Raw genomic sequence first — 26,440 nt, forward strand, 5'->3', positions numbered from 1 at the left:
CAATGGACATTGCTATAGGGGCTTGGTCCAGAACAGCATGCGGCCGTGGGCCGGGTCGAACATGCCGGCGGCGAAGCCGAACTTCGAATAGCTGGCCTGGGCCACGGCATTGCCTTCAAGCACCTCCAGGGTGATCTTGCAGCAACCGCGCTGGCGCGCGATGTCTTCGACTTTCTGCAGCATCTTCTGGCTCAGGCCCAGGCCGCGAAACGCCTTCATGACGGCGACATCATGAATATTCACCAGCGGACGGCAGGCAAAGGTCGAAAAACCTTCAAAACAATTGACCAGCCCCGCCGGCTCACCGTTGACGAAAGCCAGCACGCTGAACGCATGGGGACGCTTGGCCAGTTCTCCCGGCAGATGCAGCAGGACTTCTGCAGACAGCGACTGGCCGCCGCCCATGGGGTCCTCCGCATAGCCATTGAGCACGTGACAGATCGCTTCCGCGTGAACCGGATTGGTGTAGCTGGCTTGCAGTACGAGAACGTCCTTGGCTTCTTCCATGATCTTGCATCTCTCTTCGCGGGTACGGCGGATAGTACCGACGGATGGAGCCGTCGGCGGGTACGGATCAGGCGGGCTGACCGAAACGTTGCATCTGCATTTCCTGGAGGCGACTGAGGGTACGGCGAAACGGGAATTGCAGATAGCCCTTGGTATACAACTGGTCCATCGCCACCTCGGCCGAAAGACAGAGCGGCACCTTGCGATCGTAGCATTCGTCGACCAGGGCAATGAAACGTCGCACACCGTCGTCGTGGACCGACAGTTGCGGCAGCTCTCGATCCCCCGCCTCGACCCGCTCGACACCATCTTCCGTACCGCGGGCAATACGCCCTTCTCGCTGCTCGGCACTCAGGCAGGGCACATCGCTGAGCAGAATGACCTTGTAGCGATCGCACAGCCCCATGAAATCCAGGGCCGAGAACGGCTGCTCGCACAGATCCGGGTAGCGGCTCCAAAGCACCGTATCGCTGGCCTTGACCGGCTCCAGGAGGCGATGACCGACAGTCACCGGGCCTCCGCTGGATTGCTGCCCTGCACTCAACCGTTCGAAGATCTCACCCAACGGGTCGGGTTGCCCGGCTCCCCTTAGCCAGTAACGCTGCTGCACCGCGCCAGGGTGTTGACGATGATCCTGCCAGCCGTTCACCGGCACGACATGCATATGCTGCTTGATCGCGGTGATGGTCGGCAGGAACCGTTCGCGGTTGTGGCCGTTGGCATAGAGTTCTTCAGGCGGCAGGTTCGAGGTGCTCACTACCACCATGCCCAACTCGAACATGACCTGGAACAGGCGTCCAAGGATGATCGCATCGCCAATGTCGGTGACAAACAACTCATCGAAACACAGCACCCGCACTTCCCGGCTCAATTCCCTGGCCAGGGCCTGCAACGGGTCCGGCGTGCCTGTGAGCTGGAACGAACGCTGGTGCACCCAGGCCATGAAGTGATGGAAATGCTGACGACGGGCAGGAATCTGGAGGGTTTCATGGAAACGGTCCATCAGCCAGGTCTTGCCACGTCCCACGGGGCCCCAGAGATACACCCCCTTGATCGAGTTGCAGCCCTCGCGCAATGCCTTGTGGCATTGCTCCAAGGTCATGATCGCCAACTCCTGGGCCTCATCCTGGACAAAACCGTGATGTTCAATGGCATGCTGCCATGCACTCAAGGGGGAGTCGAAAGTCATGCGGCCCGGGTCCGGAGGAGGAAGGGCCTGAGTATGCCATGCCAACAGCCCCCAGTGAGCGGCCCTACCCATGAATCAACTCGAACCCCTTGGCGAGTGGGGCCTGTAGGAGCTGTCGAGTGCAACGAGACTGCGATCCTTGCGCTGCCAATTGAATTCGGAGCGAAGGATCAGGATCAAGAGATCGCAGGCTTCGCCAGCTCCTACGTGGAGATATCCAGCCGGGTGATCTTCCCCTGCTCATCGAGCCGGAAGGTATACCGCAACTCCAGCGGACTGCCGGGGAAGGTCCCCGAGATCAGATTGTGAACCAGCACCTTGCCCGTGCGTTGCTGCACGTTGAGCACCTCAACCCGTGGCTGGAAGCGGCGGGAGGTATCTTCCATCCATTGGATGATGGCCTGGGTGCCAGCCCGATGCTGGCCTTCATCGAAGACATTGGCATCCTCGGCAAAAAAACGCGCCACCGCCGAGCTGTCACGGGCATTGGCAGCCTCGATGTAGCCAGCGATGGCCGGGGCCAGGGAAGAGACGGGATTTGACATGGTATGGCTCCTTGTTTTATCGAACTGGCACCATGCTAGAACAACCCCATGTCAGTTCTTGTCAGGAGTGAAGCGCCCGTTTTCGTCCAGTTTCATCGACTTCATCCAGGCCCGCAGCAAGTCGCTGCGCCTGCCGGGATAGCGCTCGCCCTGCTCGGTAGCGGAGGCAATCCGGTCGGTGCGGAAAGTCCGATAGGCACCCCGCAGTTCGCACCAGGCCACCACTACCCGCGCCTCGTTGAAAAAACCCAGGGCAAGAGGCCAGACCAGCCGCTGGCTTGGGGTATTGTTCACGTCGGCGTAATCGATGTGCAGTTTCGCCTGGGTGCGGATGGCCTGGCGATATACGTTCAGTTCCACCGTATTCTGCGGGTACCCATAGCCTGGCGGCCCGGGCAACACCGTGGGATTGCGCAAGGCATCCCGCACGTCGGGGGCCAACACCGCGGCGACCTTCGCCAGGGCGTCGGCGGCAGCCTTGCCCAGCACCTCATCGCCGCGCTGATCCACGTAGCGCAAGCCCAGTACAATGGCCTCGATTTCATCCGCGGTGAACATCAGCGGCGGCAGGAACAGGCCGCTGCGCAATACATAGCCGATGCCCGCCTCACCCTGAATCGGTGCCCCAAGAGCGGAAAGCTCGGCAATGTCGCGGTAGAGCGTGCGCTCGGATACCTTCAGCTCTGCCGCCAGTGTCGCGGCGGTGACCGGGCAGCGCTTGCCGCGCAAGACTTGCAACAAAGTGAGCAGCCGAGTGGTACGGGACACGATGGGCGATCCGAATGAAAAGTTGCTGCAGATTAGCAGACGCTGTTGTCAGAAACTGTCAGGAGCCCAGCGCCCATCTGGATCGAGAACAGGATGGACTTCGCGTGTCCTTGGGGTTGTGGGTTATCGTGACCAAAATTCACAGTGAGAGTACGCCCATGCGCAGAATTCCCGCCCTGTTCCTTTTACTGACACTGCTCAGCCTGAGCGCCTGCGCCCTCTTCCCGCATCGCGATCCCTTGAATATCAACGTAGTCGGCATCGACCCCTTGCCCAGCCAGGACCTGGAGATGCGTTTCGCCGTGAAGCTACGCTTGCAGAATCCCAACGAAACCGCCATCGAATACAACGGCGTGGCGCTGGACCTGGAGGTCAATGACCGCACTCTGGCGACCGGGGTCAGCGACCAGAGTGGCTCCATTCCGAGGTTTTCCGAAGCAATATTGAGCGTCCCCGTGAGCATTTCGGCATTCTCGGTGCTACGCCAGACCCTCGGCCTGAGCCAGGCCCAGGGTCTGGATAATCTGCCCTATGTGCTCAAGGGCAAACTCTCCGGGGGATTGTTCGGCACCATGCGCTTCATCGACCGCGGCACTCTCGACTTGCCGGAGTCCGCGACGACCTGGTAACTCATGCGGTGAACCGAACGCCTGGCCGGGCCCGCTCATCCACGACCAGTTCGAATACGTCCGGCCTGGCGTAATGACCGACCACGTCATAGTCATAACGTGCCCGTACCAGATCATCGGTGTCGATCTCGGCGGTCAACAACCCCGCCGCGTCTTTCAGCGGCCCGGCCAGCACATCCCCCATGGGGCCGATGATCACGCTGCCCCCCGCGATCAACGGACGGTCCGCCGGCCAGTGCTCGACATCGATGCCCAACGCCTGAGGCGAGGCCTGGACCTGACACGCACTAACCACGAAGCATCGCCCCTCATGGGCAATATGACGCATGGTCACCTGCCACATCTCCCGCTCATCCACCGTCGGCGCGCACCACACCTCCACGCCCTTGGCATACATCGCGGTGCGCAGCAGCGGCATCATGTTTTCCCAGCACACCGCCGCGCCGAGCCGACCGACCTGGCTATCGATAACAGGCAACGTCGAACCATCGCCCTTGCCCCAGATCAGCCGCTCGGTGCCGGTGGGCATCAACTTGCGATGCTTGGCCACCAGCCCCGCATCGGGTTCGAAATACAGCGCCGTGCAATACAGGGTACTGCCGGCACGTTCGATGACCCCCAGCACCAGACTGGCTCCCGTGCGCGCCGAAAGGCCGGCCAAGGCCTCGGTTTCGATACCCGGGACCTCGATGGCATTGGCAAAGTAGCGGGCGAATGCCTCACGCCCCTCCGGCAGGCGGTATCCCAGCCGGGTCCCGAACCCTTCTCCCTTGGGATAGCCACCCAACAGGGCTTCAGGCATCACCACCAGGCGCGCGCCGGCCTGGCTTATGGCGTCTTCGTAGGAAAGGATCTGCGCCAGTGTCTCGGCCTTGCCGCCAGGCAAGGAACCGATCTGCAGGGCAGCCACTATGGATTTAGGCATGGGTGTTGAACTCCTTGGTCATCAGGTGTTGCCGATTCTCAGGCGTCGACCGATCATGAATAAAGCCCCATGCATTGCTAAACGATATGAACAACATGAATATCACTGATATCGATCTGAATCTGCTCAAGACCTTCGAAGCCCTGCACGACGAATCCAGTGCCAGCCGCGCCGCTTTGCGCCTGGGGGTGACCCAGTCGGCCATCAGCGCGGCTTTGCGCAGGCTGCGCAATGTGTATGACGATCAACTGTTCGTGCGCACCGGTCGAGGCCTGGCACCAACCCTGCGGGCCAATCAACTCAAGCCAGTGATCAGCGATGCCTTGGACAAATGCCGCCAAAGTCTGGCGATGATTGATCCGGATACCACTCATTACGACGGCCGCTCGGTCATCGTCGGCCTGTCCGACGACTTCGAACTGGCCTATGGGCGCCGGCTGATCGAGGAAGTGGCGCGACGGGCGCCGGGGTTGCGCCTGATTTTCCGCCAGACCCACAGCCAGATCGTCGGTCGCAACCTGATGGAGCGAAATTTCGACCTGGCGATCACGGCGGGTGGTTTCACGGAACGGTTGCTCAGCCGCCTGGTATTGGGCGAAGGCGATTATGCCTGCCTGGCCGATCCGGACAGCCTGGAGGAGGGCCAGCAGACACTAAGTATGGAAGCGTTCGTGGGCCGCGAACATCTGCTGGTGTCATCGGGTGGTTTCATCGGCATCACCGACGAAGGACTGGCCGGGCTCGGGCTGAGCCGCAGGGTGTGTGCCTCGACCACGCATTTTGCCGCGCTACCGTTTCTGCTCAAGGGCAGCCGGGCCGTGGCGACCATTCCGGAGCATGCCGCGCGGAGCATCGCGGCACTCTGTGACCTGGCGTTGCTGCCCTGCCCCCTCGCCTTGCCACGTTATCCCATCGAACTGGGATGGCGCACCCACACCCAGGTGGATCCGGCAGTGGTCAAGGTTCGCGAGGCCATCGTCATGACCTTTTCGTGAGGTCTATTTGTTGGCGGCCATCAGCCGATTGACCTCACTGCGCACCATGTTGGCGTACTCCGGGGGCGACATGCCGTCCAGCTCGGCACGTACCCACTCAGCCCATTTGCCTTTGCGCTTTGAGCGTTCGCCAAACAACCGGGCAGCGTCGCCCTTGGCCTTGCCCAGGTTGTTCTGCCACAGCTCGAACAGTCGGGATTTTTCGTCTTCCAGTGCGGCACGCTCGGCCAGTGGTTTGTCAGCCAGATTGAAGCTCATGGAAATTACCTGTTGCATAAATAGGCGACATCTTACACCTTGAAGGGAAACGCCTTAACCATCATTTATGCTTGGCCATGCTGACACGGCCAGCCCCTCTGCAACTTTTGCACAAGCGCAGCACTCCACTGTTCACGGTAATCATCAGTAAGGAGTAATTCGATGGCTCGTAGACCCACCGCGCAAGCGAACGGAGAGCAAATCAAGGATCAAGTGTTCAGTGAACTGAAGGCCTTGATCGAAGAGTCGGAAAAACTGCTCAAAAGCAGCGACTCGCTGGTCGGTGAAGAGGCCGAGAACCTGCGGGGCCAGATCTCCCAGAAATTGCAGCAGGCCCTGGACTCGGTTGCCAGCGCACGGGAACGTACCCGGCCCATGGTCGATGCCACCGAACTCTACATCGGTGGCCATCCCTGGCAAACCGTGGCGATTTCCGCCGGTTTCGGGCTGGTGGTGGGCTTGCTGCTCGGACGGCGTTAAGCACCAAACCCGTGGGAGCAAAGCTTGCTCGCGATAGCGGCGGACCAGCCAATACAGTTCGACTGACTGGCCCCATCGCGAGCAAGCGTTGCCCCCAAGGCTTGTGGTTTAAAACCGACTGTTATCAGGCAACCAATCCTTCGCCTTCGGATTATATCCCCGCCAATTCCCGCAGCTGTTGCAATGTCTGCTCATCCAGCGCAATCCCATGCTGGTCGCAATGACTGCGTTCCCGATGCCGGCGATCTCCTGGTAACCGCCGCAACCCCACTCCCTGCATCTGCCGGACCAGCTCCTGGCTGCGCTCGGCGAAGTTCTGCCCGGCGGCCTTGCTCGGGTCAATCACGATCAGCAACTGCCCAGTCCATGGCGTCTTGGCCCCCGGATGGTTGTTCCAGTCGAACTCGAACGAGAAATTGCCGCCGGTCAGGGCCGCCGCCAGCAGCTCTACCATCATCGATAACGCCGATCCCTTGTGCCCGCCAAACGGCAACAGCGCTCCGCCTTCGAGAATCGCTTTTGGGTCACAGGTCGGTTGACCGAGGCTGTCCACCCCCATGCCTGGCGGCAACAACTCACCCTTGCGCGCGGCAATCTGCACGTCGCCATGGGCGATGGCGCTGGTGGCCAGGTCAAATACAATCGGCTCGCCGCCGGCCCGTGGCGCGGCGAAGGCAATGGGATTGGTACCGAACAACGGACGGTCAGCACCGTGGGGTACCACGCACGTCATGCTGTTGACCACGCTCAACGCCACCAGCCCTTCGTAGGCAAACGGCTCGACATCCGGCCAGAGGGCGGCGAAGTGATGGGAATTGCGGATAGCCAGCACGGCGATACCGGCGCTGCGCGCCTTCGCCACCAATAACGACCGCGCAGCAGCCAGGGCCGGCTGGGCAAAACCGTTTCCGGCGTCCACCCGGACGAAGCCCGATGCGACGTCTTCAACTACCGGCACAGCCTGGCCATTGACCCAGCCGCTGTTCAGCGTCGAGACATAGCCAGGAATACGAAATACCCCATGGCTGTGGGCACCGTCGCGCTCCGCGCGGGCGCAATTTTCAGCCAGGGTGCGGGCGACGTCGGCCGAGGTGCCATGGCGCAGGAAAATCTTCTCCAGCAGCCCCACCAGGGCATCTAAGGAAAGGGGGCCGGAACCGGCATGATCGGATAGCGCGGACATCTGAAGCTCCAGAATGATTGTTGGAGGTAGCCACAGTGAAGGAGGAACGACCCCGGATTAAACACTGCTTCAGCCGCGTACTGTCAATCTTTTCACCGCCGGCATGTTTGAAGCTTCGCGTGCGGTAACTATGTACCACCTTCCCCCCTTCATCGTTCTCTAGTCTGGCCGCTTCCATACATGTGCCGCCTCATGGCGCCTTGATCGAGAAGCAACGATGACCCGTGAGACCACGCCACTGCTATTGCCCGCCATCCTGAACGCCAACCGCCTGGACGAACTGAGCGCAACCCATGGATTGACGCAAACCGACCTCGACTGGTTGCGCCACGCAGCCCTGCCCAGCCACACGCTGCGCGCTGCGCAAACGCCATCAATGTGTGCCGAAACCATTCTGCTCCACGCCGGAGGCCAGGCCCCTATCCCGCTGGCCGGCTGTTTTACGCTGACAAGTTTGCCAGAAGCCGGCACCTCGCCCCCCAGGCCTGCGTTCCTCTACACCCCCCAGGGCGGGATCGAGAAATTCGACCGCCCGGAGGCACTGCAAACCCGGATCGATCAGATGCTCGCAACCCCTGCCGAGCGTGACGACCTGTTCCAGCTCCTGTCCATTTCCCAGCGTGCCGAACTGAACACCAGCATCGCTATCAGACAGTCCCGGCGCACCATGGACGCAGGTGTATCCAAGACCCAGGTCGAATCCATTGAGCACGCTCAACACCTCAATGCGCTGACCATGGTGAATGAGCTGATCAAACTGCCCTCACTGACCTCAATGCTTGACCAGGTATTGAATGAGGTCCTGGCGAACCTTGACCATCGACAGACCCGCATGGCAATCACCATCGATGCGGGGCTGGGCGATCCGACCATGGGCAAGGTGACCAACAACCTGTCACTGTCCGAGGCGGTTCTGCTGTACTTCCACCATCAGGGCCGGCCCGCCCGGCATGACGTCGATTTCATCCATCCGCACATCACCGTATCGCCCCACAACTCGCGGCAATGGGAGAGCCTGCTAAGGGTCACCGCTGGAAACCTGATCCCCAAGCTCACCGATTGCATCAATGCCTATTGGAGCGCCCCCGGCCCGTTCCATCTCTCACGCCGGGCGCTGCTTGCGCAGGTTCTCAGCGATGCCCTGCGCGCAAGCATCCTGAGTAAACGGGAGCAAGGGCAACTGAGCGACGCACAAAGCCAGGAGCTGCTCCGAGTGTTCGGGTCATCCCGCCAGGACGAGACGCCGCTGTTCATCGAATCGATTCGTCTCTGGGAATATGAGCCACTCCATGTCGAGCTTGCCGGTTCACTGATGATCAGTGGCAAGGGGCATTACCTCTACCGACCCAGTCATGGCCTGCAGAAGGTCGACCATTACCGGGGGTTCAGGAACGCGCTAATGGCTACGCCGACGAGCCTGGCAAGCAAGGAGGCACTCTATGACCTGCTCAGCCTGGATGAGCGCAACCGCTTTCTGCGCCTTGATGAACCACAAGTCTCAGGACGCTCAGTGACGTTGCCGGTATTCGAGTCCCTGGCGGATGCCATCATCGGCAAGCAGATCAGCAACCTTCGCTACGCCCTGGAAATGTCCCGCCAGGGTATCGTGGACATTCATGCCTTGGTCGACAAGGCGCTGGATATCCGTTCCTTGATCAACAACAACCTGCTGGAGCATGGGACCGAAGGACACTGGGGTACCCTGCCGGCTTTTTATGGCGACTCGCGGCCGTCCAACTTCATGGCCGATCAACTGACGAGGAAGATCAAGAGCTATACCTCTGTCGAAGAGGCTTTCAATACGCTGTTCGCCCAACTGCCGCTCTCCAACGAGATATCACTGCACAGCCGACTCAGAGCCCTGCTGCCTGAACTCAGCAACGTTTTTTCCCTGGGAATACGGGCTGAAGCCGAACTCAGGAAGCTAAACGGGACACTGCCGCCTGCCGCAGCCGATCTCATCAACAGTGTGTTTGCCTACGACGCCGATTATCCGAATCGTGAGCAGCGCATGGGGCTCAAAGGCTTTCGGCCCGATGCCTATTCACTGAGACTTGCCTACACCATGGAGGGCAGCACAGCCTCCTTGTCCCTCGCCAATTGCTTTTTCCTGAGCGAGCGCGGAGGGCTGGATACGCCCTACTCGGGCCTGGGCGTCCTCTGGACGCCAACCGACGGCCTGCAGGTTTTCCCCTCCGTCGACGCCGCTACGAAACAATTGAACCGAAACCTGCTCGACTCCCGCAGACGCTTTGGCCTGCTCGCTGGCCTGCCCTCCACCCAGCGCAAGCCCCACGGGCGCTATCAGCTCGAGGCCTTTGAGTTGATCGAGGACAACGTGTTGCTCGATCGGATGAACTCGTTCATCCGGTTGTTCGAGATCGAATACGGTTATCTGAAGACGTTGAAAACCCGGGACTGGCAATTGACCGGGGCTGCATTGGTTAAAAGCCTTGAAGCGCTACTGGACAAGGGGGCCCCCACCAATCTGACGCGTGCCAAACGCATCGCCCAGGCGGACTGGTGGCAACAGAAGCTGCCAGCCTGGCTCGGCATGGCCTCTCCCGAAGATCAGCGCCTGCATATCAATCTGCTTGAGCAATATCGAAACAGCGTCGTCAATGGCAAGGACTACCTGGACGATATCGAGCCCTTACAGGCCTATACGAGTAAAAAACTGAAAGCGCTGCTGGACGCACGCTTCACCGAAAAAGATCTGGACCCAGCGACCATTCAGATCACACCTGACCTCGCGCTGGCGGGGCCTCCCAGCTCCCTGAACGAGTTTGCCCTGAATCATATCGACGTCACTGAGAAAACCGGATTCAAGGTTTCCTCGACTTCCAGACGGAAGCTACCCGGCAGCTTGAATGAGACGGCGGTCAAACAGCTGCTGCTGTCATTGGATATTTCCACCTCATATAAACAACATGTACTGGACAAACTGTCCGGCTCGACGGCGGACGTTCAACAGAGAAAGCAGCGCTTCCGTCAACAACTACCCTGGCAACTGTTGCAATACGCCCACGCACGGTGCCTGCAGCAATACCTCTCCCCTTCAGCCTTCGACTTGATTCGCCAGGTGCTGGACATGCCGGACGCCATTGCCCGCCAGGCGGTGAAAGGCGCCAGCGCTCTGATTCGTCCGTTGGAACTGATAAAAACCGATGGCGCGGCGGCGATCAAGGCCCTGGGGCTTTACCTGATCGGGTCGAGCACCGATGCGAAAGCGCCCCAGGTCCTGTACGCCCCCTACCATACGGGCCCGACCTTCACCGAGTTCAAGAACGAGGCGAGTGTCGTGGACACCTTCAACAGGCCAGGGCCGCTACAGAACCTGTTGATCAGTCGCCTGCCCGTCAACCAGCGGAGCACGTTCAAAAACCTGTTCAGTTCCACCATCGGACAGCTCTCGGAAATAACCCTGGCCTCGAATCCGGTCCGGACGAACATCCTCGATACGTTGTTCAATGACAATACCCATCTGATATCGGACCTGCTGACCACTCAAACAGATAGGAAACGTCAGTTCGACTGGGAAACCGTGCGGCATTTGCTCAGCGTCGGCACCAGATTCGTGAGCAGACAATTGCCGGGCAAACTGACTTTTTTCGAAACGCTGTGGGAAAGCTATAAGGACTTCGAGTCTTCCTCCGAAGCACTGCAGCAGCATGAGTGGAAAACCGGTCTGCATGATTTCATTGCCGGGGCCGCAGAAATGGTGTCACTCGGTTTCCTGAATCGGGAGGATACGTTCGGGCTGCTCGACCCCATCGGCCCTGTCGCGCAAGACTCCCCTGCGCCCCCGATCCATTGGGAGCGCATCGCTTCCACAGCCCCGCTCCGAACCAACCTGCAAGCCTTCGAAGCCAGGGGCGTAAGCCTCCAGAATCTACAAGAGAACCTTACTGACGGGACCTACAGGGCCACAGGCTCCGGCAAGCTCTATGTCAGCCTTGTCGGTAAAGTCTTTCAGGTGGCGAGGGCCAATCAGGTCTGGCGCGTTGTCCATGACAAGGGAGAGGGACCGATACTGAGGAGATTGCCTGAAAGCCAGGAGTGGGCAATTGACCCTCAACGCCAGACCATTCGTTACGGCAAGGTGATGTCGACGCTTGCGAACGCGTACAGCGATTACAAAGCCGCAGACACACTGAATATCGAAGCCCGGGGCATGGCTCAGATACGCAGGAAATACCCCCTCCATGCCAATGTCATTGTGCAGGCACTGGAGACAGCCAGGTATTACTCGCTCAATACGCTTCATAACCTCGACCAGGCCAGGCAACAGGTCTCATCGGGATCCCGGCTGGATACTTTCCTCAAGACCTTTTTCGGCGTCGATCAGGTCGATGCCAGCTTGATCGTCAAGCTACATGCCGCGGTTGCCCCGATATGCCAGGTACTGGCCGATCCTTCCTGGGAATCGCTGAACGAAAAACGCATCGTGATCGGCAACCTCAAGAACGCCGACGACACGGCCACTGCATTCGTGCTCGAACCCAATGCTTGCGGAAAAATCTACCTCACACAGTTTTTCTTCGACGTAGGGCTGGACTCGTACAAAGCCATCGTCCCCGACTCATTCAACGTCGACGCTCACGCCCAGGGAGCGACCCTGATCCACGAACTGACCCATCAGTTGATCGATACGCATGACATCGCTTATCTGGACGCGCTGTTGCCATTTCCCGACCTGATTTCGCAAGTCACTCATTACGGACGAACCCGGTATGACGTTCAGCAAGACCAGCAACTCAATGGGCTCTCGCTGACCACGCCACGCTCAAAGTTGTTCATGGGATGGGATAGCGCAGCCAGCACGTTCAAGAGCCTGGAACTACTCCCCGAGTCCAAGGCCACCGCCAAGGAAATCCTCAAGGTGACCGGCGCCCGGACCATGAGCGAGGCGCGCGATGTCTTTCTGAACCCCAACTCTGCAGACAAACGCATCGACATCATCCTTCGAAACGCCGACTCCCTGACCTTGCTCATCTGTGAGTTGGGACGCCAGCTCGATTCGCCCTCATGAACGAGATCGCCCCGGAGCGGAAGCAGAAAAAAACCTGTACTCGACCAATCACATCGGTTTAACGACATCCCGGCGAATTTTTCACATCACGGCCCGCATGATTGGCCGTTCCTCTTGAAGGAGCACGTGTGACTATTTCTGATCAGGCTGGTAAGGACCTTCTGCATGCAAAACGCGCAACTGCCCATGGAGAATAAGCCGGGGTCGAGCGGCGCCTCGGTGACGACCACGAATAACGTGCTCGCCAAAACGACGGAAAGGGGCAGCAACGAGCACATCAGGCGCCTGCTCAAGAGCTTCGGGCTCAGAACCAGCCTCATTCGCCTCAAGATCATCGACGTATTGCTCACGGCTACGGTGGAGAACCATTGCCTGGGCGTGCGGGGCGTGCACAGTCAGTTGCTGGAGCTGGACATTCCCTTGTCCTTCCTCAGCGTTCGCGAGGTGTTGAAGCGCCTGTGCAGCGAAGGCGTGGTGACGCTCAACCCCGATAAAAGCTACAGCCTGCACGCCAGGGCCATGGCCGTGCTCGCGGCCACGGAATGACGTTCAGGGCTTGACCTTGCGCCGCATCACACCGTTGATCACCACCACGATCACTGCCACGGCAATGGCGATGTATTGAAACAGTTGCTCGCTGATCATGCCTTTGTTCTGCATCCACGACAGTCCAAGCATGATCGCCAGGACCACGAGGACAATCAGAATCGAGTATTTCAAACGTTGCGAATGAGTCATTGCCTATTCCTGAATGTATCCGTTCTGTATCCGTTCACTGGCCAAGTGCCTACCCGGTTTCAGGGACAAGCGGCAGCTTACGGGGTCCCATGGTACAGCCCAGAGAGCGCTGTCGCGCAACTCCGGTGTTCAACCATGAGGATTTTATTTATGTTTCGTCGCATGTCACTGCTGCTGCCGCTGTTATCGATCCTGACGCTGAGCGGCTGTCTCTTCTTCCCACCAGGCAACAGCCATGGGGAAGGACCGGGTCATCCTCGTGGGCCTGGTTTCAACCTGCACCGCTAGGCACTTTCCCCTGTCCCGATGTTGCAGTATCTGGCGCGGGCAATCCATGCACAGATTGCTCCTACTCGTCGGGTTAGAAATCACTTACTTCTACACAGAATAAATGTCCGCTTTTGCGGACATTTTCTTACAAGCAGCAGGCATGTTTTTACCGTTAACTACGGGGAAGTCCTTCTTTCAACCGTTATCGCCCCCCACGTATTCTCGAATAAGAGGCGCTCACCTCTTTACTCAAATAAACGTTGGGAATGAAAACTTGCTGACAACTTTCTCGCCTGGACGATTGACAGGTTTTTGCCTGGCTATCGCACTCTTTGAATTATTAACTTACATGGCCAGCGACTTGGTCATGCCCGCCATGCTCGCCGTTACCGAAGAACTCGGGGCCCCGGCGGATCAGATTCCCTACGCGTTCAATCTCTATCTGCTGGGTGGCATCCTGCTGCCCTGGTTGATCGGGCCATTGTCGGATCGCCATGGGCGTCGTCCGTTCATGCTTGTTGGTTGCGCCGGGTTCGCGCTGGCTTGTGCAGCGACGACCCAGGTCACCCATATGCAGGGTTTCAACGGCCTTCGCCTGCTCCAGGGCATGGGTCTGGGCTTCGTCATTGCGGTCAGCTATCCCGCCATACAGGACATGTTCAACGAGTCGGATGCCGTGAAAATCATGGCGCTGTTGGGCAACCTCGCTCTCCTGTCGCCCTTGCTGGGCCCCTTGCTGGGTGGGTTGTTGCTGCAATGGCTATCCTGGCGCGAGCTGTTTGTGCTGCTGGCCGGCCTCGGGACAGTAAGCTGGCTGGCGCTCTGGGGATTCATGCCGCGTCACCCGAGGCCGGGCAGCCAACAGCCCTCTCCTGTTCCTTTCGAACTGCGTGCACTGATCAGGCGATATGGCGCCTTGCTCGGCCATCGCGGATTCATGGCCGCCAGCGTCGCACTGGGGCTGATGAGCCTGCCTCTGATCGCCTGGATCGGCCTGTCGCCCCTGCTGCTGATAGAGGGACAGGGCATTTCTCCACTGGTTTATGGGCTCTGGCAGATCCCGGTTTTTGCAGCCGTGATCCTTGGCAATCTCCTGCTCAATGCTTTGGTGGAACGGGTCGGCGTACGCGGCGTGGTCCGCTGCTGCCTATGGCCCCTGTGTGCCGGCCTGCTCGCCTTGGTCACCGCCAGTCAATTCAACCTCTGCTTGCCGGTGCTGGTCGGCGGTCTTTCGTTGTACGCCCTCGGCCTAGGCCTGGGCAACGCGGCGCTGTATCGACTGGCGTTGTTTGCCAGCGACGACAGCAAAGGGTTGGTTTCGGCCATGGTCGGGATGATCTCCATCGCCGTGATGAGCGCTGCCGGTTCGCTGCTGGCGTTACTGGGCGCGGGCAACAGTCTGGAGTCCTTTGCCTTGATGGCTGGTATCGCCGGGCTCAGTTGTCCTGTTGCGTTGTGGCTGTTCATGTCGCGACCGGTCGCTCCTGTTTGATTTTTTCCGCCCCAGAGGAAAGTCTCCGATGATCCATTTTCCCCACGCCGATACGCTATGTGCATCGCCCCATCCCTATAGCCCCGAGTCGATACCCGCGGGGCTGTTCGATCGCGCCATGGCCGAGATCAGCCTGTTCCATAGTCACCACACCCCTGGCTACGAAGACTGGCTCAACGCAAACGGGCTCTCTGTCGAGGACCTGGAACATCTGACAGACTGGTCGCGCCTGCCGCCCATTTACGCCAACTACTTCAAGCAACGCTTGCTGATCAGCCCTACGGGCGAGGAGGCCCTGGAGCTCACTTCCTCCGGCACCGGCGGCCAGAAAAGTCGCATGCGCTATGACGAACGCAGCATGGCGGCAGCCCAGGGGATGGTGGCGCGCATCTTCGATCATTACGGCTGGTCCACGCCGGACAGACCCTGCAACTACCTGCTGCTCAGCCATGAACCCGAACCGGATAATCGACTGGGGACAGCCTATACCGATCAATTCCTGTGCCGCTTCGCCCCGGTCAATAGCCTTACCTACGCCTTGCGACACACCGGCAACGGTCATGAGTTCGACGTTTTCGGCGTCATCCGCGCCCTGCTGGGATTCGCCGAGCAAGGTCTGCCCGTGCGAATTTTCGGCTTTCCGGCGCTGCTCTGGCACGTCCTGGAGCGCATGCGCGAAAGTCGCATCCCGAATCTGACGCTCGCGCCTGATTCCCTGGTGTTCCTGGGTGGCGGCTGGAAGAAACGGGCGGCCCAGGAAATCCCCCGTCGTCAGGTCTACCAGCGCATTACCCGACAACTGGGCATCGAAACCCATCGGTGCCGCGACGGTTATGGCGCCGTCGAGCACGCCGTGCCCTACATCGAATGTGCCCATCATCGATTTCATGTACCGGTCTATTCGAAAGTCTTCGTCCGTCACCCCTCGAACTTCAACGTGCAGCCATTCGGCGAGGCCGGATTGCTGTCGTTCGTTTCGCCCTATATCTCCTCCAGTCCCGCCCATGCTGTGGTGATGAGCGATCTGGCCACCCTGCACCCCGCCGACTGTGAATGCGGTTCGAGCACCCAGTGGTTCGAGCTGCATGGACGTGCCGGCACCAGCGCCGGGCGAAGCTGCGCCATGGCTGCCGCTGAACTGATCAAGGAGCATTGATATGTACCTCATCAACGGCCAACTCCATGAGAGCCTGACACTCGACCAGACCCTGGGACGCCTGCAAGCGCAATTGCCCGCCCTCCTGGCTTCGGCGCCCTCGAACGACAACGTGCTCGACTGCGCCGAGGCATTCGCCCAATGGCTGCGCGCGGGACGGGAGGCGTTCCTCGACGAGGAACAACGCCAGGCACTGATCGCATTCTGCGGCCGCGAGCACCTGAGTTTGAAACTTGCACGGGAGCTGGGACCGGATCCTCGCTCGCTGCGGCGCATTGACTATAGCGATGGCCCCTTTGAAAGCTGGCAGCCCTTGGGCCTGGTGGTGCATGTCACGCCGAGCAACGCACCGCTGCTGGCGTTCTGCGCAGCTCTGGAAAGCCTGCTGGCGGGCAATATCAACTGGATACGCCCGAGCACACGGGATGGGGAATTGACGGCGCGCCTGCTGGCGGCTTTTCTGGCGTGCGACAGCAGTGGCCGGCTCTGCGATTACCTGGCGGTGCTGCCGGTTTCCCACCATGACAGCCAGCGCCTTTTCGCCCTCGCGCAAGGTGTCAGCGCCTGGGGTGGCGAGACGGCGCTCAAGGCCCTGCGCGAACAGGTCCCAAGTGGGTGCCGCTGGATCGACTGGGGGCATCGCGTCAGCTTCGCCTATATCACGCCTCGCGCCGCCACTCCCCAAGCACTGGATCGCCTGGTGGATGAAGTCTGCCGCCTCGACCAGCAAGCCTGCTCCAGCCCGCAATGGCTGTTGGTCGACACGGACGAACCCGTCGTGATGGAGCAAGTGGGCGGTGCCCTGGCCGCCGCATTCGAGCGAAGGGCCGGACGGTGGCCAGCACTGACGCTCACCACGGCCGAAGCCTGTGAGATCACCACCCGAACGGCACTCGCCCGCCTGGACCAGAGTTTCGCGGGACATTCAGGCCAGGTCTGGCCCGGTGATGGCTGGCGCATCCTCTGGGAACATCATCGCAACCTGGCGCCGTCGCCGTTGTTCCGCACGCTGCTGCTGCGGCCTGTCCCCCAAGCGTCGTTGACCGAGACGCTGCTGCCCTGGCGTAACGTATTGCAAAGCTGCGCACTCATCTGTGAACCGGAGCAGGCGCCAGGACTGACCCGGCGTTTGATAGCCGCCGGCGTGTCCCGGGTCTCGGCAACCCGTGAAATCCAGCAGGGTTATGACGGCGAGCCTCATGACGGCGTTTACGCACTGCAACGCCTGAGCAGGCGGGTGTCGGTCGGCCTTGAGTCCCATGTCGCGAGTCATCGTGTCACCCTGGACACTGCTCCAGCACCGATATCGGTGAGTCCTTCCACGCCGATCATGGACAAGGCAGGCTTCATGTCCCTGCCCATCGGCCCCGAGGCGCAACTGTTCTTCCGTTCCGGCGGCAGCAGCGGCGAGCCTGTGCTGTCGTGCTACAGCTATCGCGATTTTAACCGCCACATGCGTGCCGCCGCCGACGGACTGCGTGCGGCCGGCCTGGACCCCGCGCACGACCGGGTGATGAACCTGTTCTACGGGGGCAACCTCTACGGCGGTTTTTTCAGCTTCTCGAAAATACTTGAACAGATGGGGGTCGTGCATTACCCCATGGGCGCACCAACAGACGAGGCGTTCGATGAAATTGCCCGGATGATCGTCGCCCATGGCGTCAACACACTGATCGGCATGCCGAGCACGCTGCACCGTCTGTTCTCCAGCCAAAGGCAAACCCTTCAAGGCTACGGCGGTGTGTGCAAGATCCTGTTGGGTGGCGAGCACCTGGGACAAGCCACTCGGCAATTGTTCCTGGCTTGCGGTGTCACGAGCATTCGCTCGGCCCTGTACGGCAGCGTGGACGCCGGCCCCCTTGGCCATGCCTGCGCCGCGAGCGAAGATGGCGTGTTCCATCTGATGGACGATATTCAACACCTGGAAATCATCGATCTGGATCGAGATGCATCGGTCGCCCCTGGGAAAATCGGTCGCCTGCTGTTCACTTCCCGACAGCGCCAGGTGCAACCTCTCCAACGCTACGACGTCGGCGATTGCGGACGCTGGATGCCAGGCCCTTGCCCTTGTGGCCTGGAGTCGCCCAGGTTCGAGCTGCGACAGCGCCATGGCCGCGTGCTGCGTGTGGCCACGGAATCCGTCAATACCCGGGAACTGGTCGAGTTGGCCCAGGTGCCCATTCAAATCGTCCTCGATCACGACAGCGGCGGCTATGAGCGGATGCTTATCCGCGCCGACGGCGAAGCCGAAACGGTACGGCGCAGGGTCCTGGTACTGCAGCCGCTGTGCGCATCAGTCGATGCCGCACTACTGATACTGGAAGTCCAACGCTGTGCGCCCGAATGTTTCGAACAATCCAGACACAGCGGCAAGGTCCCGCTGGTGATTGATAACAGACGCCCCGACTGACAGCCCTTCGCCTGCGCCTTATCCAGCGAACTTCATAGCCCGAGAGCCCCCCTGATGAGCCCTTCCTTTCCATCTGAACAATGGCTTGGCCATATTCGCCTGCATTCAAAGTATTACCAGAAACACTGGACGCATTTACCTGCGCAAGGCAGCGCTTTTGAGGACCTGCCGATTGTCGACGCCAGCGATTACTGGCGCGGCAGTCATGACCTGGACACCTGGGAGGTATTGACCGGGCCCGTCACGGACGCACTGATCTATAAAACCGGTGGCACCACCAGCCAGGGGAAGCTGTCGGTGTACACCCATAAGGAATGGCAGCGGATGCTCGATTGCTTCGCACGCGATCTGTCCACCCAGCTTGAAACAGGCGATCGAATTGCCAATCTGTTCTTTTCGGGGGACCTGTATGCGAGCTTCCTGTTTATTCATGGTGCTCTCTGCCGGGTTGATCTCCCGATTACCGAGTTCCCGTTCACCGGGTCGATAGATCCCGATGCGCTGGCCGACGCCGTCACTGCACACCGCATCACCGTGCTGGCGGGCGTACCGGCCCATCTGCTGGCCATTGCCAGCCATCTGAACCGGCAGGGGCGAACGCTGCCCGGTATCAGCACCGTGCTGTTCGGCGGCGAGCATTTGTTCGAGTTCCAACTTCCGCTGTTGAGAAAAGCCTTCCCCCAGGCACGCTTCGCGTCCATCGGTTATGCCAGCGTGGACGCCGGGCTGGTGGGGGCCAGCACACCTGATTGCTTGCTCGGCGAGCACCGCGTATTCGACGAGCAGACCCGGGTAGAGATCATCGACGAAGTGAGCGGCGAGGTCATCGAGGCCTGCGATCGCCCCGGCGACCTGGTGGTGACCAACTTCACCCGGACCCTGATGCCGATGGTGCGCTATCCAGTGGGTGATCGGGCCTGCTGGCGCGAGCCTGTCGGCACCCCTCGGCGCAAGTTCGAACTGGCCGGGCGTAGCGCGCAGAGCCAGCGGGTGCGGGTCGGCGTGGCGTCGCTGTTCCCGCAACACATTGGCGAGATCATCCAGAGCATTGGCGGCGAACTTCAATGGCAACTGATCATCGAGCCCGTCGAAAAAAATGATCGTGTGGTGCTCAAATGGGTACCCGACGCTCCGTCGGACATCTGCGAACCACTGTCCCAGGTGCTGAAATTCGCGTTGATCCAGCAGCACCCGGGCATTGATCAACTCAACCTGCAAGTGCAAGCCTGCCAGGCGCAGGACTTGGAGCGCCATCCACGCTCCGGCAAGCACCTGCAGGTCATCGACCGTCGGGTCTATGGCCCGATGGCAGCGAGACGCCCCGGATGAGTGCGTTGGTCATCAGGACATTCAGGCCCGCCGATGCCGTCGGCACCAGCGAACTGTTCCGACGGGTATACGGCGATCACTACGTTTCGCCGGACGTCTACGTGCCCCACATGATTTGCCAGCAAAACCAGCATCGACACTGGTTTTCCATGGTTGCCGTGATAGGGGACCGAGTGGTTGGCCACGCCGCGTTGTGCCGCCCTGCCGCGAACCGGGAGGACGCTGAACTGGCGCTGGTGGCAGTGGACCCGGCGCTGCAAGGCAGTCAGATCGCGACCCGTCTGGGCTGGCAACTATTGGATCGTTGTGAAGGTCTTGGCCTCGTCAGGCTCTCCATCAAACAGGTCACCAGCCACCCCTACAGCCAACGACTGGCACAACGACTCGGTTTCCATGGTATCGGGCTGATGCCCGACCATGTGCCCTCGCCGTTCGTCCCGGACCAAGCCGAGACCATTGTGATCGGCTGCCAGTTGATGGGCGGCCATCAACGGCCGTTACCGGCCGTGCACTGGCCTGCCCCATGCCAATGGCTGATGGCGCCCTTGGTTTCACAGTTCGGCACCACGTTTGACGACATACCCGACCCGATGCAGCCTCTGCAAATCAGCTCATTACCTGGGCGTGTCGACGTTGTCGCCGGACACATGAGCAAACATCTGGCCAGGCAGCTGCAACGCTTGCCGGTCCACTGGTCGATCGCGCTACGACTCGGACTGCGCCAACAGTTCCCCGAGGATTACCGGCGGTTGATGGCTGCAGGATTCATTTTTACCGGTCTGATGCCCGTCGAAGGCGAGCTGAACTGGCAGGTGCTGTTTCACCGTGGTGCGTTGACTCGTCCGCTCGACCTGCATGCGGGACCGATGCAACGACTGCACGATGAACTGCAACTCCATACGCAGAACTGGAGAGGCACGCGGTCCAGCTCGGCAGCGTGACGGGGAAACGGTGGCGACGAACGGTAATCCTCGCCAAGCGTGCGACATTCAAGCGCTTGGGTGAGGCGCCGATACAGATACGTCTACCGCCCCGAAACATGCCTTCGAGCAAGGAACTGTCCAATGCCCTCATTTCGCACCATTCAGGCTCGCTACACGCTGTTCCTGATCTTGTTCATCCTGGTGTTGTCCATCCTGACCGTCGTTGGCATCAGCTATCTGGTCGCGCCCAAGCTGCGCCAGACCGAAGAGCAAGTGGCGCTCAATCGCATCGGCGAAGTCGCCGAGCAGATCCAGGGCGAGCTGAACAAAGTGCAGGCTCAGCAACGCAGCATCACCCAGACCATTCCGTTGCTCGACAGCGACGCCATCGACAAGGTGCTCCCGGGCCTGGTGGATCAATACGGCGAACCGAAAGTCTTCGGTGGCGGGATCTGGCCGCTGCCCAACCAGCGAGCCGAAGGACGCAACAAGTTCAGCACTTTCTGGCACCGCGACGGCTCCGGCAAACTGGTGGTCAATACGTTCTGGAACAGCGACGCCGCGCCGAACTACTATGAACAACCCTGGCACAAAGGCGGCATGGCCACCCCACCCGGCAAATGCGCCTGGGCCGCCGCCTATAAAGATGACGCCAGCGCCGAACCACGCACCAACTGCGCCATGGCCATCCAGAAAAACGGCGTGCCTTATGGTGTATCCACCATCGACGTGACCCTGGGATTCTTCAATGACCTGGTGGCGCGCAAGGAAGCCGACCTGAACGCCGAAATGCTGATTGTCGAAGCCGACGGCAAGATCATCAGCAACAGCTCGCGCATCAGCGGTCCTATCGTGCTCAAGAACATCAGCGAACTGGCGGCCACTTCGCCGTTTGCCGCTCAGGTCAAGGCGGGCCTGGATCACCGCGACCAGCCGTTGCAGCGGGTCGAGTTCGATAACAAGGGCGAAGCCAGCACCTTCTTCATGCGCCCCATCGAAGGCACGCCCTGGTTCCTCGCCACCGCCCTGCCAACCCGCCTGATCACCGCCCAGCGCGATGACGTACTGAGCACCCTCAGCCTGCTGCAGATCCCGATGGTCATCCTTCTGGTGCTGATGCAGTTGTACGCAATCCGCCAACTGACCGGCCGCATGAAGGTACTCAAGGGCAACATCGATGCGTTGTCCACCGGCGATGCAGACCTGACTCGGCGCATCACCATCCGTGCCGAGGACGAACTGGGAGCGATCGGTCATTCGGTCAACCGCTTCATCATCTACTTGCAAGACATGATCAGTGAAGTCACCCAGGCAACTGGCGCCATGGCGTCGAGCCTCGACAACCTGCAGCGGACCTCGGCCCATACCAGCGAGATCCTGATGCGTCATGCCTCGGAAACCGACCAGACCGTGACGGCCATTACCCAGATGAGCTCCACGGCCGAAAGCGTGGCCCAGAACGCCGCCGAAACGGCTGCGTTCACCCAGCGCGCCAACGAACATGCCGACCGCTCTCGCGTCGTGGTGGGTGAGGCTTCCAACAGCGTGGTGGCGTTGATCGATGAAGTTGCCAGCGCCACCCGCAAGGTCGAGAGCATGCAGCAGGATGCGCAACGCATCACCGAGATCCTCGGTGTGATCGGTGCCATCGCCGGACAGACCAACCTGCTGGCACTCAACGCCGCCATCGAAGCCGCCCGGGCCGGCGAGCAAGGCCGCGGCTTTGCAGTGGTGGCCGACGAGGTACGTGCCCTCGCCGCCCGCACCCAGGCCAGCACCTCGGAAATCAACGAAATGCTGACCCGCCTGACCCAGGGCGTAAGTTCATCGGTTTCAGCGATGGAAAATACCCAGGCCAGTTGTCAGTCGGCTGCCGACGCGACCTCCCGGGTCAACACCGGCCTGGATGAAATGGCCGGCTCCGTCGGCCAGATCAACAGCCTGAGCACGCAGATCGCCACCGCCGCCGAACAACAGAGCGCCGTGACCGAGGAAATCAACCGCAGCATGGTGCAGATCCGCCATATGGTGGAGGAGTTGGTGGAAGGCGGATTGGCGAGCGAAAACAACACCCGGCAACTGCTGGAAGCCAACAGTCGGGTGAATGCAATCATGGGGCGGTTCAAGCTTCGCTGAGAACTGCGGCCACGCTGCTCGCGGGCGAGCCCCGGCCAGCGTGGTCTCCTCGAGGGAGCGAGCTTGCTCGCGATGGCGGAGGGTCTGTCACACAACTGCGGACTGTACCGCCGCCTTCGCGGGCAAGCCCGGCTCCCACAGGGGTGGGCGGCGTATGCAGGTGCTGCGTACACCCCGAACCCAATGTGTGGGGCTTGCTCGCGAAGACGGCGCATTGGTCGCCGGGAGACTGAATCATGACACCGTCAGCTCGCGCAACACGCCCCCCTCCTGTTCCAGGCGTTGTTGATACGTCGTCGCGTTCAGCAATTGATAAGGAAAATAAAGGCCCGGCGCGGTAGGTGGCTGTCCGTCCAGGCCGAGCAGCCGTTCAAGGAGCAACGCGACACTGAGGCCGGTCAGCGGTGCCGTGCCCGCTGGGTGGACGAGTGCGTGACGTGTACGCAAAGCTTCGCCCTTCTGGTCCTCGCCGGCCAGTTCGATGATGATCTCTGTCGACAGGGGTCCACCCTGGCGCCGGGTCGAGCTCAGCCCGATGGCCATGTCGAATTGGACATTGGGCGCGCCCGTGGCGGCCGCCAACCCGACGACGTCGATGGAGGAAAACCCGCCGGCTTCGATGTCCCTGCCATCCACCGCGCGGAAGCTGGCCTTGGCCGCATCCCCTTCCCGCCAGACGTATACCCCCTCGCGCCGTGTCAGGGCGGCGGGGAGCATCCTGTTCAAATGTTCGAAGTCGGTCGCGACCGTCGGGCCTCCCGTGTCCTGCTCATCGATCAACGCGCTGATCCTGATGTCATGCACACGGCTGAAGGCCTCGGCCACCCTCAGCGTCGATACCGTCGTGGCGCCGACCATCCATTCGTACCCGAGGACGATGGGCGCGGCATCGGGCCGGTGCATGTACGTCGCAATTTCCGGTGCGATCTCGAAAATGCCGGAGGATATGCTGAGGTGTGGCACGCCACGCTTTTGGGCGTAACGCAGTCCCGCAAGTGCGTGATCCATGTAGAAAACCACGACGCCGCTGACAGCACGGTCGCCGAGCCCCAGGTCACTTGCAAAGGCATCGATCGATACGCCCTGAGCGTTGCCGAGCTGTTCTGCGGCCCGTTGGGCCTTAGTGAGATCGCGGCCACCGATCAGCAGCGGTACGCCGGGATGGGCGGCGCGCAGTGCCTGGGCAGTATGATGGCCGATGGCGCCAGAGCCGCCCATGAACAGGATAGGATCAAGAGTCATGGTATGTTCTCCTTGGGTTGGGAACGAAACCTACTATTAGTAGGAATAAACATCCCGAACATACACCTCGCTACCTACCATTAGTAGGTTTATTTATTTGGAGCGACGAAGTGCAAACAGACATCGAGTCCCCAAGCACGTCGTCCGCCCGCAGGCTTTCAAAAGCCGAGCGGCGGCGGCAGTTGCTGGATACCGCCTTGCTGGTCGTGCGCGAGGAAGGCGCCGACCGCTTGACCCTGGGGCATCTGGCGGTGCGCGCAGGTGTGTCCAAGCCGGTGGTCTACGATCATTTTGGTACCCGATCGGGCCTGCTGATCGAGCTCTATAAATGGATCGATACCGAGCGGGTCAACGCGTTCCGTGACGCGATGGCAGGCACCGAGCGGTCCCTGGAAGAAACCGCGCAGGTGCTCGCCAGTGCCTATATCCAATGCGCGGCAGACAACACCGACGAGTTCTTTGCGGTGGGTGCGGCGCTGGCGGGAAGCAACGAAAAAGCCGCGGTTTTCCAGGAGCTGCTGGATAATTGCGTGCAAATGTTCACCAGTGTGCTCAAGCCCCATACCTCGCTGCCCGCGACCGAACTGGAACGGCGTTGTACCGGCCTGGTCGGTGCGGGAGAAGCGCTTGCGGGGGCCTTGGTGCGCGGTCGGTATGACAAGGACGAAATGACCCAAGCATTCGCGGCGCTTATCCGCGGCGTTTTACGGGAAGCTGATTGATGTCCCCCATAGCTGGCGGACATCCCCAGCAAACCCTGCCTCTATCCAGTCAAACTCACCAACAAGCATTCACCGCCGGCATACGCCCCCGCCACGGCTGTGCACGCTCCAGTTGCGCAGCCAGGGCCAGCAACGTGCCCTCCTCACCAAAGCGTCCGGCAAAGTGCGCCCCCATTGGCAGGCCTCTGGCACTCCAGGACAACGGTACCGACATCGCCGGTTGACCGCTGGCATTGAACAGGGCCGTGAAGGGCGAGTAGCTGTGGTAGCGCTCGATCAACTGATCAAGACTCAAGCACACGTCCTGAATGTCCAGCTCGCCAATCTGTGCCGGTTCGCGGGTCAGGACTGGAGTGAGGATCAGGTCGTAATCCTGCATGAACATCGCCAGTTGCCGGCCCAGGGCGTGTATCCACTCCACTGCGGCCGCGTACTGGGCGCCACTGACATTGCCCTTGTCCCGCAGGATGATCCGGGTGCGCACTTCCAGCTCTTCGGCCTGGACCGCGAAGCCGCGCATCTGGCCCAACAGATCGACGTAGTGACGGGTGCTTGCACCGATGATGGTGAACACTTGGTCGAGAAATTCCGGCAACACCACCGGCAGGCTCACCGGCTCGACACGATGCCCCAAGGACTCGCACAACCGTGCCGCCTCGCCCACCGCTCGCAAGCTTTCAGGCGACGTCGGCCAGGGGCCGAGCTGCTCGACCAGGGCGATACGCAGCGGTTTCGGATCGCGCTGCACTGCGGTCACATAAGGCAGCGCCTGCATCGGTGCTGCATAGGGTGCGCCGAGGTCGATCCCGGCAGTCGCGTCCAACAACGCGGCGCTGTCACGCACTGACAAGGTAATCGCATGGGGCGTGCCCATCCCCGCCCAGCCCTCACCGACAATCGGCCCCGACGGCAGCAGGCCACGGCTGGGCTTGAGGCCGAATACGCCACAACAGGACGCCGGCACCCGCAACGAACCACCGCCATCGTTGCCATGGGCGAACGGCACCACCCGGGCCGCCACCAACGCCGCCGCACCACCGCTGGAGCCTCCGGCACTGTAATCGGTGTTCCAGGGGTTGCGAGTCGCGCCGAAACGCGTGGACTCGGTGGAGTACGACGTACCGAACTCCGGCGACGTGCTGGTACCGACCAACTGGCACCCTGCCCGCCGCAAACGCGTCACGACTTCCGCCTCGAAATCCGCCCGAGCGCTTCCCAGGGAGCGGGAGCCATTGGTCATCGCCGCCCCGTTGACCGGCGAAAACAGATCCTTGATCAACGTCGGCACGCCGGCCAACGGGCCCTGTCCCGTTTGAGCCATATCCGCTTCCGCCCGCGCCGAGTCGTACAGCCGCTCGGCCACGGCATTGAGTTGCGGCTCGACCCGCTCCAGGCGCTCGATGGCCACCTCGAGCAATTCGCCAGGCCGGACCTCGCCGCGCCGGACCCACTCGGCCAGCCCCACGGCGTCTTCGCGATCCATCAACTGGTGGATGTCTTGCATACTCATG

Annotated in this window: 22 protein-coding genes; 12 read left to right on the plus strand and 10 right to left on the minus strand. The window is 60.8% G+C overall.

What is annotated here, in order from left to right; genetic code table 11:
• Nucleotides 1-12 precede the first annotated feature (12 nt).
• From QZH45_RS17125 to QZH45_RS17140, 4 genes are all read right to left on the minus strand, one after another.
• Complete coding sequence (locus QZH45_RS17125; protein WP_024780182.1) at nucleotides 13-507, minus strand: GNAT family N-acetyltransferase; 495 nt, start codon at nucleotides 505-507, stop codon at nucleotides 13-15.
• Nucleotides 508-574: 67 nt separating this feature from the next.
• Nucleotides 575-1,696, minus strand: a complete 1,122-nt coding sequence (gene zapE / locus QZH45_RS17130; RefSeq protein WP_024780181.1) for a cell division protein ZapE — start codon at nucleotides 1,694-1,696, stop codon at nucleotides 575-577.
• A gap of 203 nt (nucleotides 1,697-1,899) precedes the next feature.
• Entirely contained in the window at nucleotides 1,900-2,241 is a 342-nt protein-coding gene (locus tag QZH45_RS17135) for a nuclear transport factor 2 family protein (RefSeq protein WP_053191273.1), read from the minus strand.
• Nucleotides 2,242-2,292: 51 nt separating this feature from the next.
• Nucleotides 2,293-3,009 carry a helix-turn-helix transcriptional regulator gene (locus QZH45_RS17140; RefSeq protein ID WP_024780179.1) on the minus strand — a complete coding sequence of 239 codons (717 nt, stop codon included), beginning with the start codon at nucleotides 3,007-3,009 and terminating at the stop codon, nucleotides 2,293-2,295.
• Nucleotides 3,010-3,167: 158 nt separating this feature from the next.
• Between QZH45_RS17140 and QZH45_RS17145 the strand changes: the two genes are divergently transcribed.
• Nucleotides 3,168-3,638: an LEA type 2 family protein gene (locus QZH45_RS17145; RefSeq protein ID WP_024780178.1), complete on the plus strand. Its 471-nt coding sequence runs from the start codon at nucleotides 3,168-3,170 to the stop codon at nucleotides 3,636-3,638.
• A 1-nt stretch (nucleotide 3,639) separates the two neighbouring features.
• Here the strand turns inward: QZH45_RS17145 and QZH45_RS17150 are convergent, their stop codons facing one another.
• Entirely contained in the window at nucleotides 3,640-4,563 is a 924-nt protein-coding gene (locus QZH45_RS17150; protein ID WP_024780177.1) for a carbon-nitrogen hydrolase family protein, read from the minus strand.
• An 86-nt stretch (nucleotides 4,564-4,649) separates the two neighbouring features.
• Here QZH45_RS17150 and QZH45_RS17155 point away from each other — a divergent pair, with 86 nt between their 5' ends.
• Nucleotides 4,650-5,558: a LysR substrate-binding domain-containing protein gene (locus tag QZH45_RS17155; RefSeq protein WP_053191269.1), complete on the plus strand. Its 909-nt coding sequence runs from the start codon at nucleotides 4,650-4,652 to the stop codon at nucleotides 5,556-5,558.
• Between the two features lie 3 nt (nucleotides 5,559-5,561).
• Here the strand turns inward: QZH45_RS17155 and QZH45_RS17160 are convergent, their stop codons facing one another.
• Nucleotides 5,562-5,816, minus strand: coding sequence for a hypothetical protein (locus QZH45_RS17160; RefSeq protein WP_003181187.1), 255 nt, complete (start codon nucleotides 5,814-5,816; stop codon nucleotides 5,562-5,564).
• A gap of 162 nt (nucleotides 5,817-5,978) precedes the next feature.
• On the opposite strand from QZH45_RS17160, the gene QZH45_RS17165 reads away from it, so the two are divergent.
• Nucleotides 5,979-6,296, plus strand: a complete 318-nt coding sequence (locus tag QZH45_RS17165) for a DUF883 family protein (protein ID WP_024780175.1) — start codon at nucleotides 5,979-5,981, stop codon at nucleotides 6,294-6,296.
• Between the two features lie 151 nt (nucleotides 6,297-6,447).
• On the opposite strand, the gene QZH45_RS17170 is transcribed toward QZH45_RS17165, so the two are convergent.
• Complete coding sequence (locus tag QZH45_RS17170) at nucleotides 6,448-7,479, minus strand: Ldh family oxidoreductase (protein WP_053191264.1); 1,032 nt, start codon at nucleotides 7,477-7,479, stop codon at nucleotides 6,448-6,450.
• Between the two features lie 217 nt (nucleotides 7,480-7,696).
• Between QZH45_RS17170 and QZH45_RS17175 the strand changes: the two genes are divergently transcribed.
• Together QZH45_RS17175 and QZH45_RS17180 are read left to right on the plus strand one after the other, a co-directional pair.
• Nucleotides 7,697-12,511, plus strand: a complete 4,815-nt coding sequence (locus tag QZH45_RS17175) for a dermonecrotic toxin domain-containing protein (protein WP_069018250.1) — start codon at nucleotides 7,697-7,699, stop codon at nucleotides 12,509-12,511.
• Nucleotides 12,512-12,676: 165 nt separating this feature from the next.
• A complete protein-coding gene (locus QZH45_RS17180) occupies nucleotides 12,677-13,057 on the plus strand; it encodes a fe2+ zn2+ uptake regulation protein (protein WP_024780172.1) in 381 nt (126 codons plus the stop codon).
• A 3-nt stretch (nucleotides 13,058-13,060) separates the two neighbouring features.
• On the opposite strand, the gene QZH45_RS17185 is transcribed toward QZH45_RS17180, so the two are convergent.
• Entirely contained in the window at nucleotides 13,061-13,249 is a 189-nt protein-coding gene (locus tag QZH45_RS17185; protein ID WP_024780171.1) for a hypothetical protein, read from the minus strand.
• A gap of 544 nt (nucleotides 13,250-13,793) precedes the next feature.
• Between QZH45_RS17185 and QZH45_RS17190 the strand changes: the two genes are divergently transcribed.
• The 6 genes from QZH45_RS17190 to QZH45_RS17215 all read left to right on the plus strand — a co-directional run bounded on the left by QZH45_RS17190 (nucleotide 13,794) and on the right by QZH45_RS17215 (nucleotide 22,965).
• On the plus strand, nucleotides 13,794-15,011 hold the full coding sequence (locus tag QZH45_RS17190; protein ID WP_055135698.1) for an MdfA family multidrug efflux MFS transporter: 1,218 nt from the start codon (nucleotides 13,794-13,796) through the stop codon (nucleotides 15,009-15,011).
• A gap of 28 nt (nucleotides 15,012-15,039) precedes the next feature.
• A complete protein-coding gene (locus QZH45_RS17195) occupies nucleotides 15,040-16,167 on the plus strand; it encodes an acyl-protein synthase (protein WP_055135699.1) in 1,128 nt (375 codons plus the stop codon).
• A gap of 1 nt (nucleotide 16,168) precedes the next feature.
• On the plus strand, nucleotides 16,169-18,577 hold the full coding sequence (locus QZH45_RS17200) for an acyl-CoA reductase (RefSeq protein WP_055135700.1): 2,409 nt from the start codon (nucleotides 16,169-16,171) through the stop codon (nucleotides 18,575-18,577).
• A 54-nt stretch (nucleotides 18,578-18,631) separates the two neighbouring features.
• On the plus strand, nucleotides 18,632-19,906 hold the full coding sequence (locus tag QZH45_RS17205; RefSeq protein ID WP_055135701.1) for a phenylacetate--CoA ligase family protein: 1,275 nt from the start codon (nucleotides 18,632-18,634) through the stop codon (nucleotides 19,904-19,906).
• On the plus strand, nucleotides 19,903-20,847 hold the full coding sequence (locus tag QZH45_RS17210) for a GNAT family N-acetyltransferase (RefSeq protein ID WP_053191252.1): 945 nt from the start codon (nucleotides 19,903-19,905) through the stop codon (nucleotides 20,845-20,847). Before QZH45_RS17205 ends, QZH45_RS17210 begins: the two co-directional genes overlap by 4 nt.
• A 123-nt stretch (nucleotides 20,848-20,970) precedes the next feature.
• Complete coding sequence (locus QZH45_RS17215) at nucleotides 20,971-22,965, plus strand: methyl-accepting chemotaxis protein (RefSeq protein WP_024780165.1); 1,995 nt, start codon at nucleotides 20,971-20,973, stop codon at nucleotides 22,963-22,965.
• A 234-nt stretch (nucleotides 22,966-23,199) separates the two neighbouring features.
• On the opposite strand, the gene QZH45_RS17220 is transcribed toward QZH45_RS17215, so the two are convergent.
• Nucleotides 23,200-24,207, minus strand: a complete 1,008-nt coding sequence (locus tag QZH45_RS17220; protein ID WP_024780956.1) for a saccharopine dehydrogenase — start codon at nucleotides 24,205-24,207, stop codon at nucleotides 23,200-23,202.
• A gap of 110 nt (nucleotides 24,208-24,317) precedes the next feature.
• Between QZH45_RS17220 and QZH45_RS17225 the strand changes: the two genes are divergently transcribed.
• Nucleotides 24,318-24,929 (plus strand): TetR/AcrR family transcriptional regulator, encoded by a 612-nt coding sequence (locus QZH45_RS17225; protein WP_024780957.1) that lies wholly within the window; start codon nucleotides 24,318-24,320, stop codon nucleotides 24,927-24,929.
• A 55-nt stretch (nucleotides 24,930-24,984) separates the two neighbouring features.
• On the opposite strand, the gene QZH45_RS17230 is transcribed toward QZH45_RS17225, so the two are convergent.
• Nucleotides 24,985-26,439, minus strand: coding sequence for an amidase (locus tag QZH45_RS17230; RefSeq protein ID WP_081036583.1), 1,455 nt, complete (start codon nucleotides 26,437-26,439; stop codon nucleotides 24,985-24,987).
• Between the last annotated feature and the right edge of the window lies 1 nt (nucleotide 26,440).

Origin of the sequence: Pseudomonas corrugata, assembly GCF_050920615.1 — a bacterium.
Classification (GTDB): domain Bacteria; phylum Pseudomonadota; class Gammaproteobacteria; order Pseudomonadales; family Pseudomonadaceae; genus Aquipseudomonas; species Aquipseudomonas corrugata.

Bases quoted from the DNA above. Each gene is read 5' to 3' on its own strand.
- QZH45_RS17200 (WP_055135700.1), top strand. From the start codon at position 16,169: ATGTACCTCATCAACGGCCAACTCCATGAGAGCCTGACACTCGACCAG.
- QZH45_RS17155 (WP_053191269.1), top strand. From the start codon at position 4,650: ATGAACAACATGAATATCACTGATATCGATCTGAATCTGCTCAAGACC.
- QZH45_RS17185 (WP_024780171.1), bottom strand. From the start codon at position 13,249: ATGACTCATTCGCAACGTTTGAAATACTCGATTCTGATTGTCCTCGTG.
- QZH45_RS17125 (WP_024780182.1), bottom strand. From the start codon at position 507: ATGGAAGAAGCCAAGGACGTTCTCGTACTGCAAGCCAGCTACACCAAT.
- QZH45_RS17195 (WP_055135699.1), top strand. From the start codon at position 15,040: ATGATCCATTTTCCCCACGCCGATACGCTATGTGCATCGCCCCATCCC.
- zapE (WP_024780181.1), bottom strand. From the start codon at position 1,696: ATGACTTTCGACTCCCCCTTGAGTGCATGGCAGCATGCCATTGAACAT.
- QZH45_RS17210 (WP_053191252.1), top strand. From the start codon at position 19,903: ATGAGTGCGTTGGTCATCAGGACATTCAGGCCCGCCGATGCCGTCGGC.
- QZH45_RS17145 (WP_024780178.1), top strand. From the start codon at position 3,168: ATGCGCAGAATTCCCGCCCTGTTCCTTTTACTGACACTGCTCAGCCTG.
- QZH45_RS17160 (WP_003181187.1), bottom strand. From the start codon at position 5,816: ATGAGCTTCAATCTGGCTGACAAACCACTGGCCGAGCGTGCCGCACTG.
- QZH45_RS17170 (WP_053191264.1), bottom strand. From the start codon at position 7,479: ATGTCCGCGCTATCCGATCATGCCGGTTCCGGCCCCCTTTCCTTAGAT.
- QZH45_RS17205 (WP_055135701.1), top strand. From the start codon at position 18,632: ATGAGCCCTTCCTTTCCATCTGAACAATGGCTTGGCCATATTCGCCTG.
- QZH45_RS17180 (WP_024780172.1), top strand. From the start codon at position 12,677: ATGCAAAACGCGCAACTGCCCATGGAGAATAAGCCGGGGTCGAGCGGC.
- QZH45_RS17215 (WP_024780165.1), top strand. From the start codon at position 20,971: ATGCCCTCATTTCGCACCATTCAGGCTCGCTACACGCTGTTCCTGATC.
- QZH45_RS17165 (WP_024780175.1), top strand. From the start codon at position 5,979: ATGGCTCGTAGACCCACCGCGCAAGCGAACGGAGAGCAAATCAAGGAT.
- QZH45_RS17150 (WP_024780177.1), bottom strand. From the start codon at position 4,563: ATGCCTAAATCCATAGTGGCTGCCCTGCAGATCGGTTCCTTGCCTGGC.
- QZH45_RS17135 (WP_053191273.1), bottom strand. From the start codon at position 2,241: ATGTCAAATCCCGTCTCTTCCCTGGCCCCGGCCATCGCTGGCTACATC.
- QZH45_RS17230 (WP_081036583.1), bottom strand. From the start codon at position 26,439: ATGAGTATGCAAGACATCCACCAGTTGATGGATCGCGAAGACGCCGTG.
- QZH45_RS17220 (WP_024780956.1), bottom strand. From the start codon at position 24,207: ATGACTCTTGATCCTATCCTGTTCATGGGCGGCTCTGGCGCCATCGGC.
- QZH45_RS17175 (WP_069018250.1), top strand. From the start codon at position 7,697: ATGACCCGTGAGACCACGCCACTGCTATTGCCCGCCATCCTGAACGCC.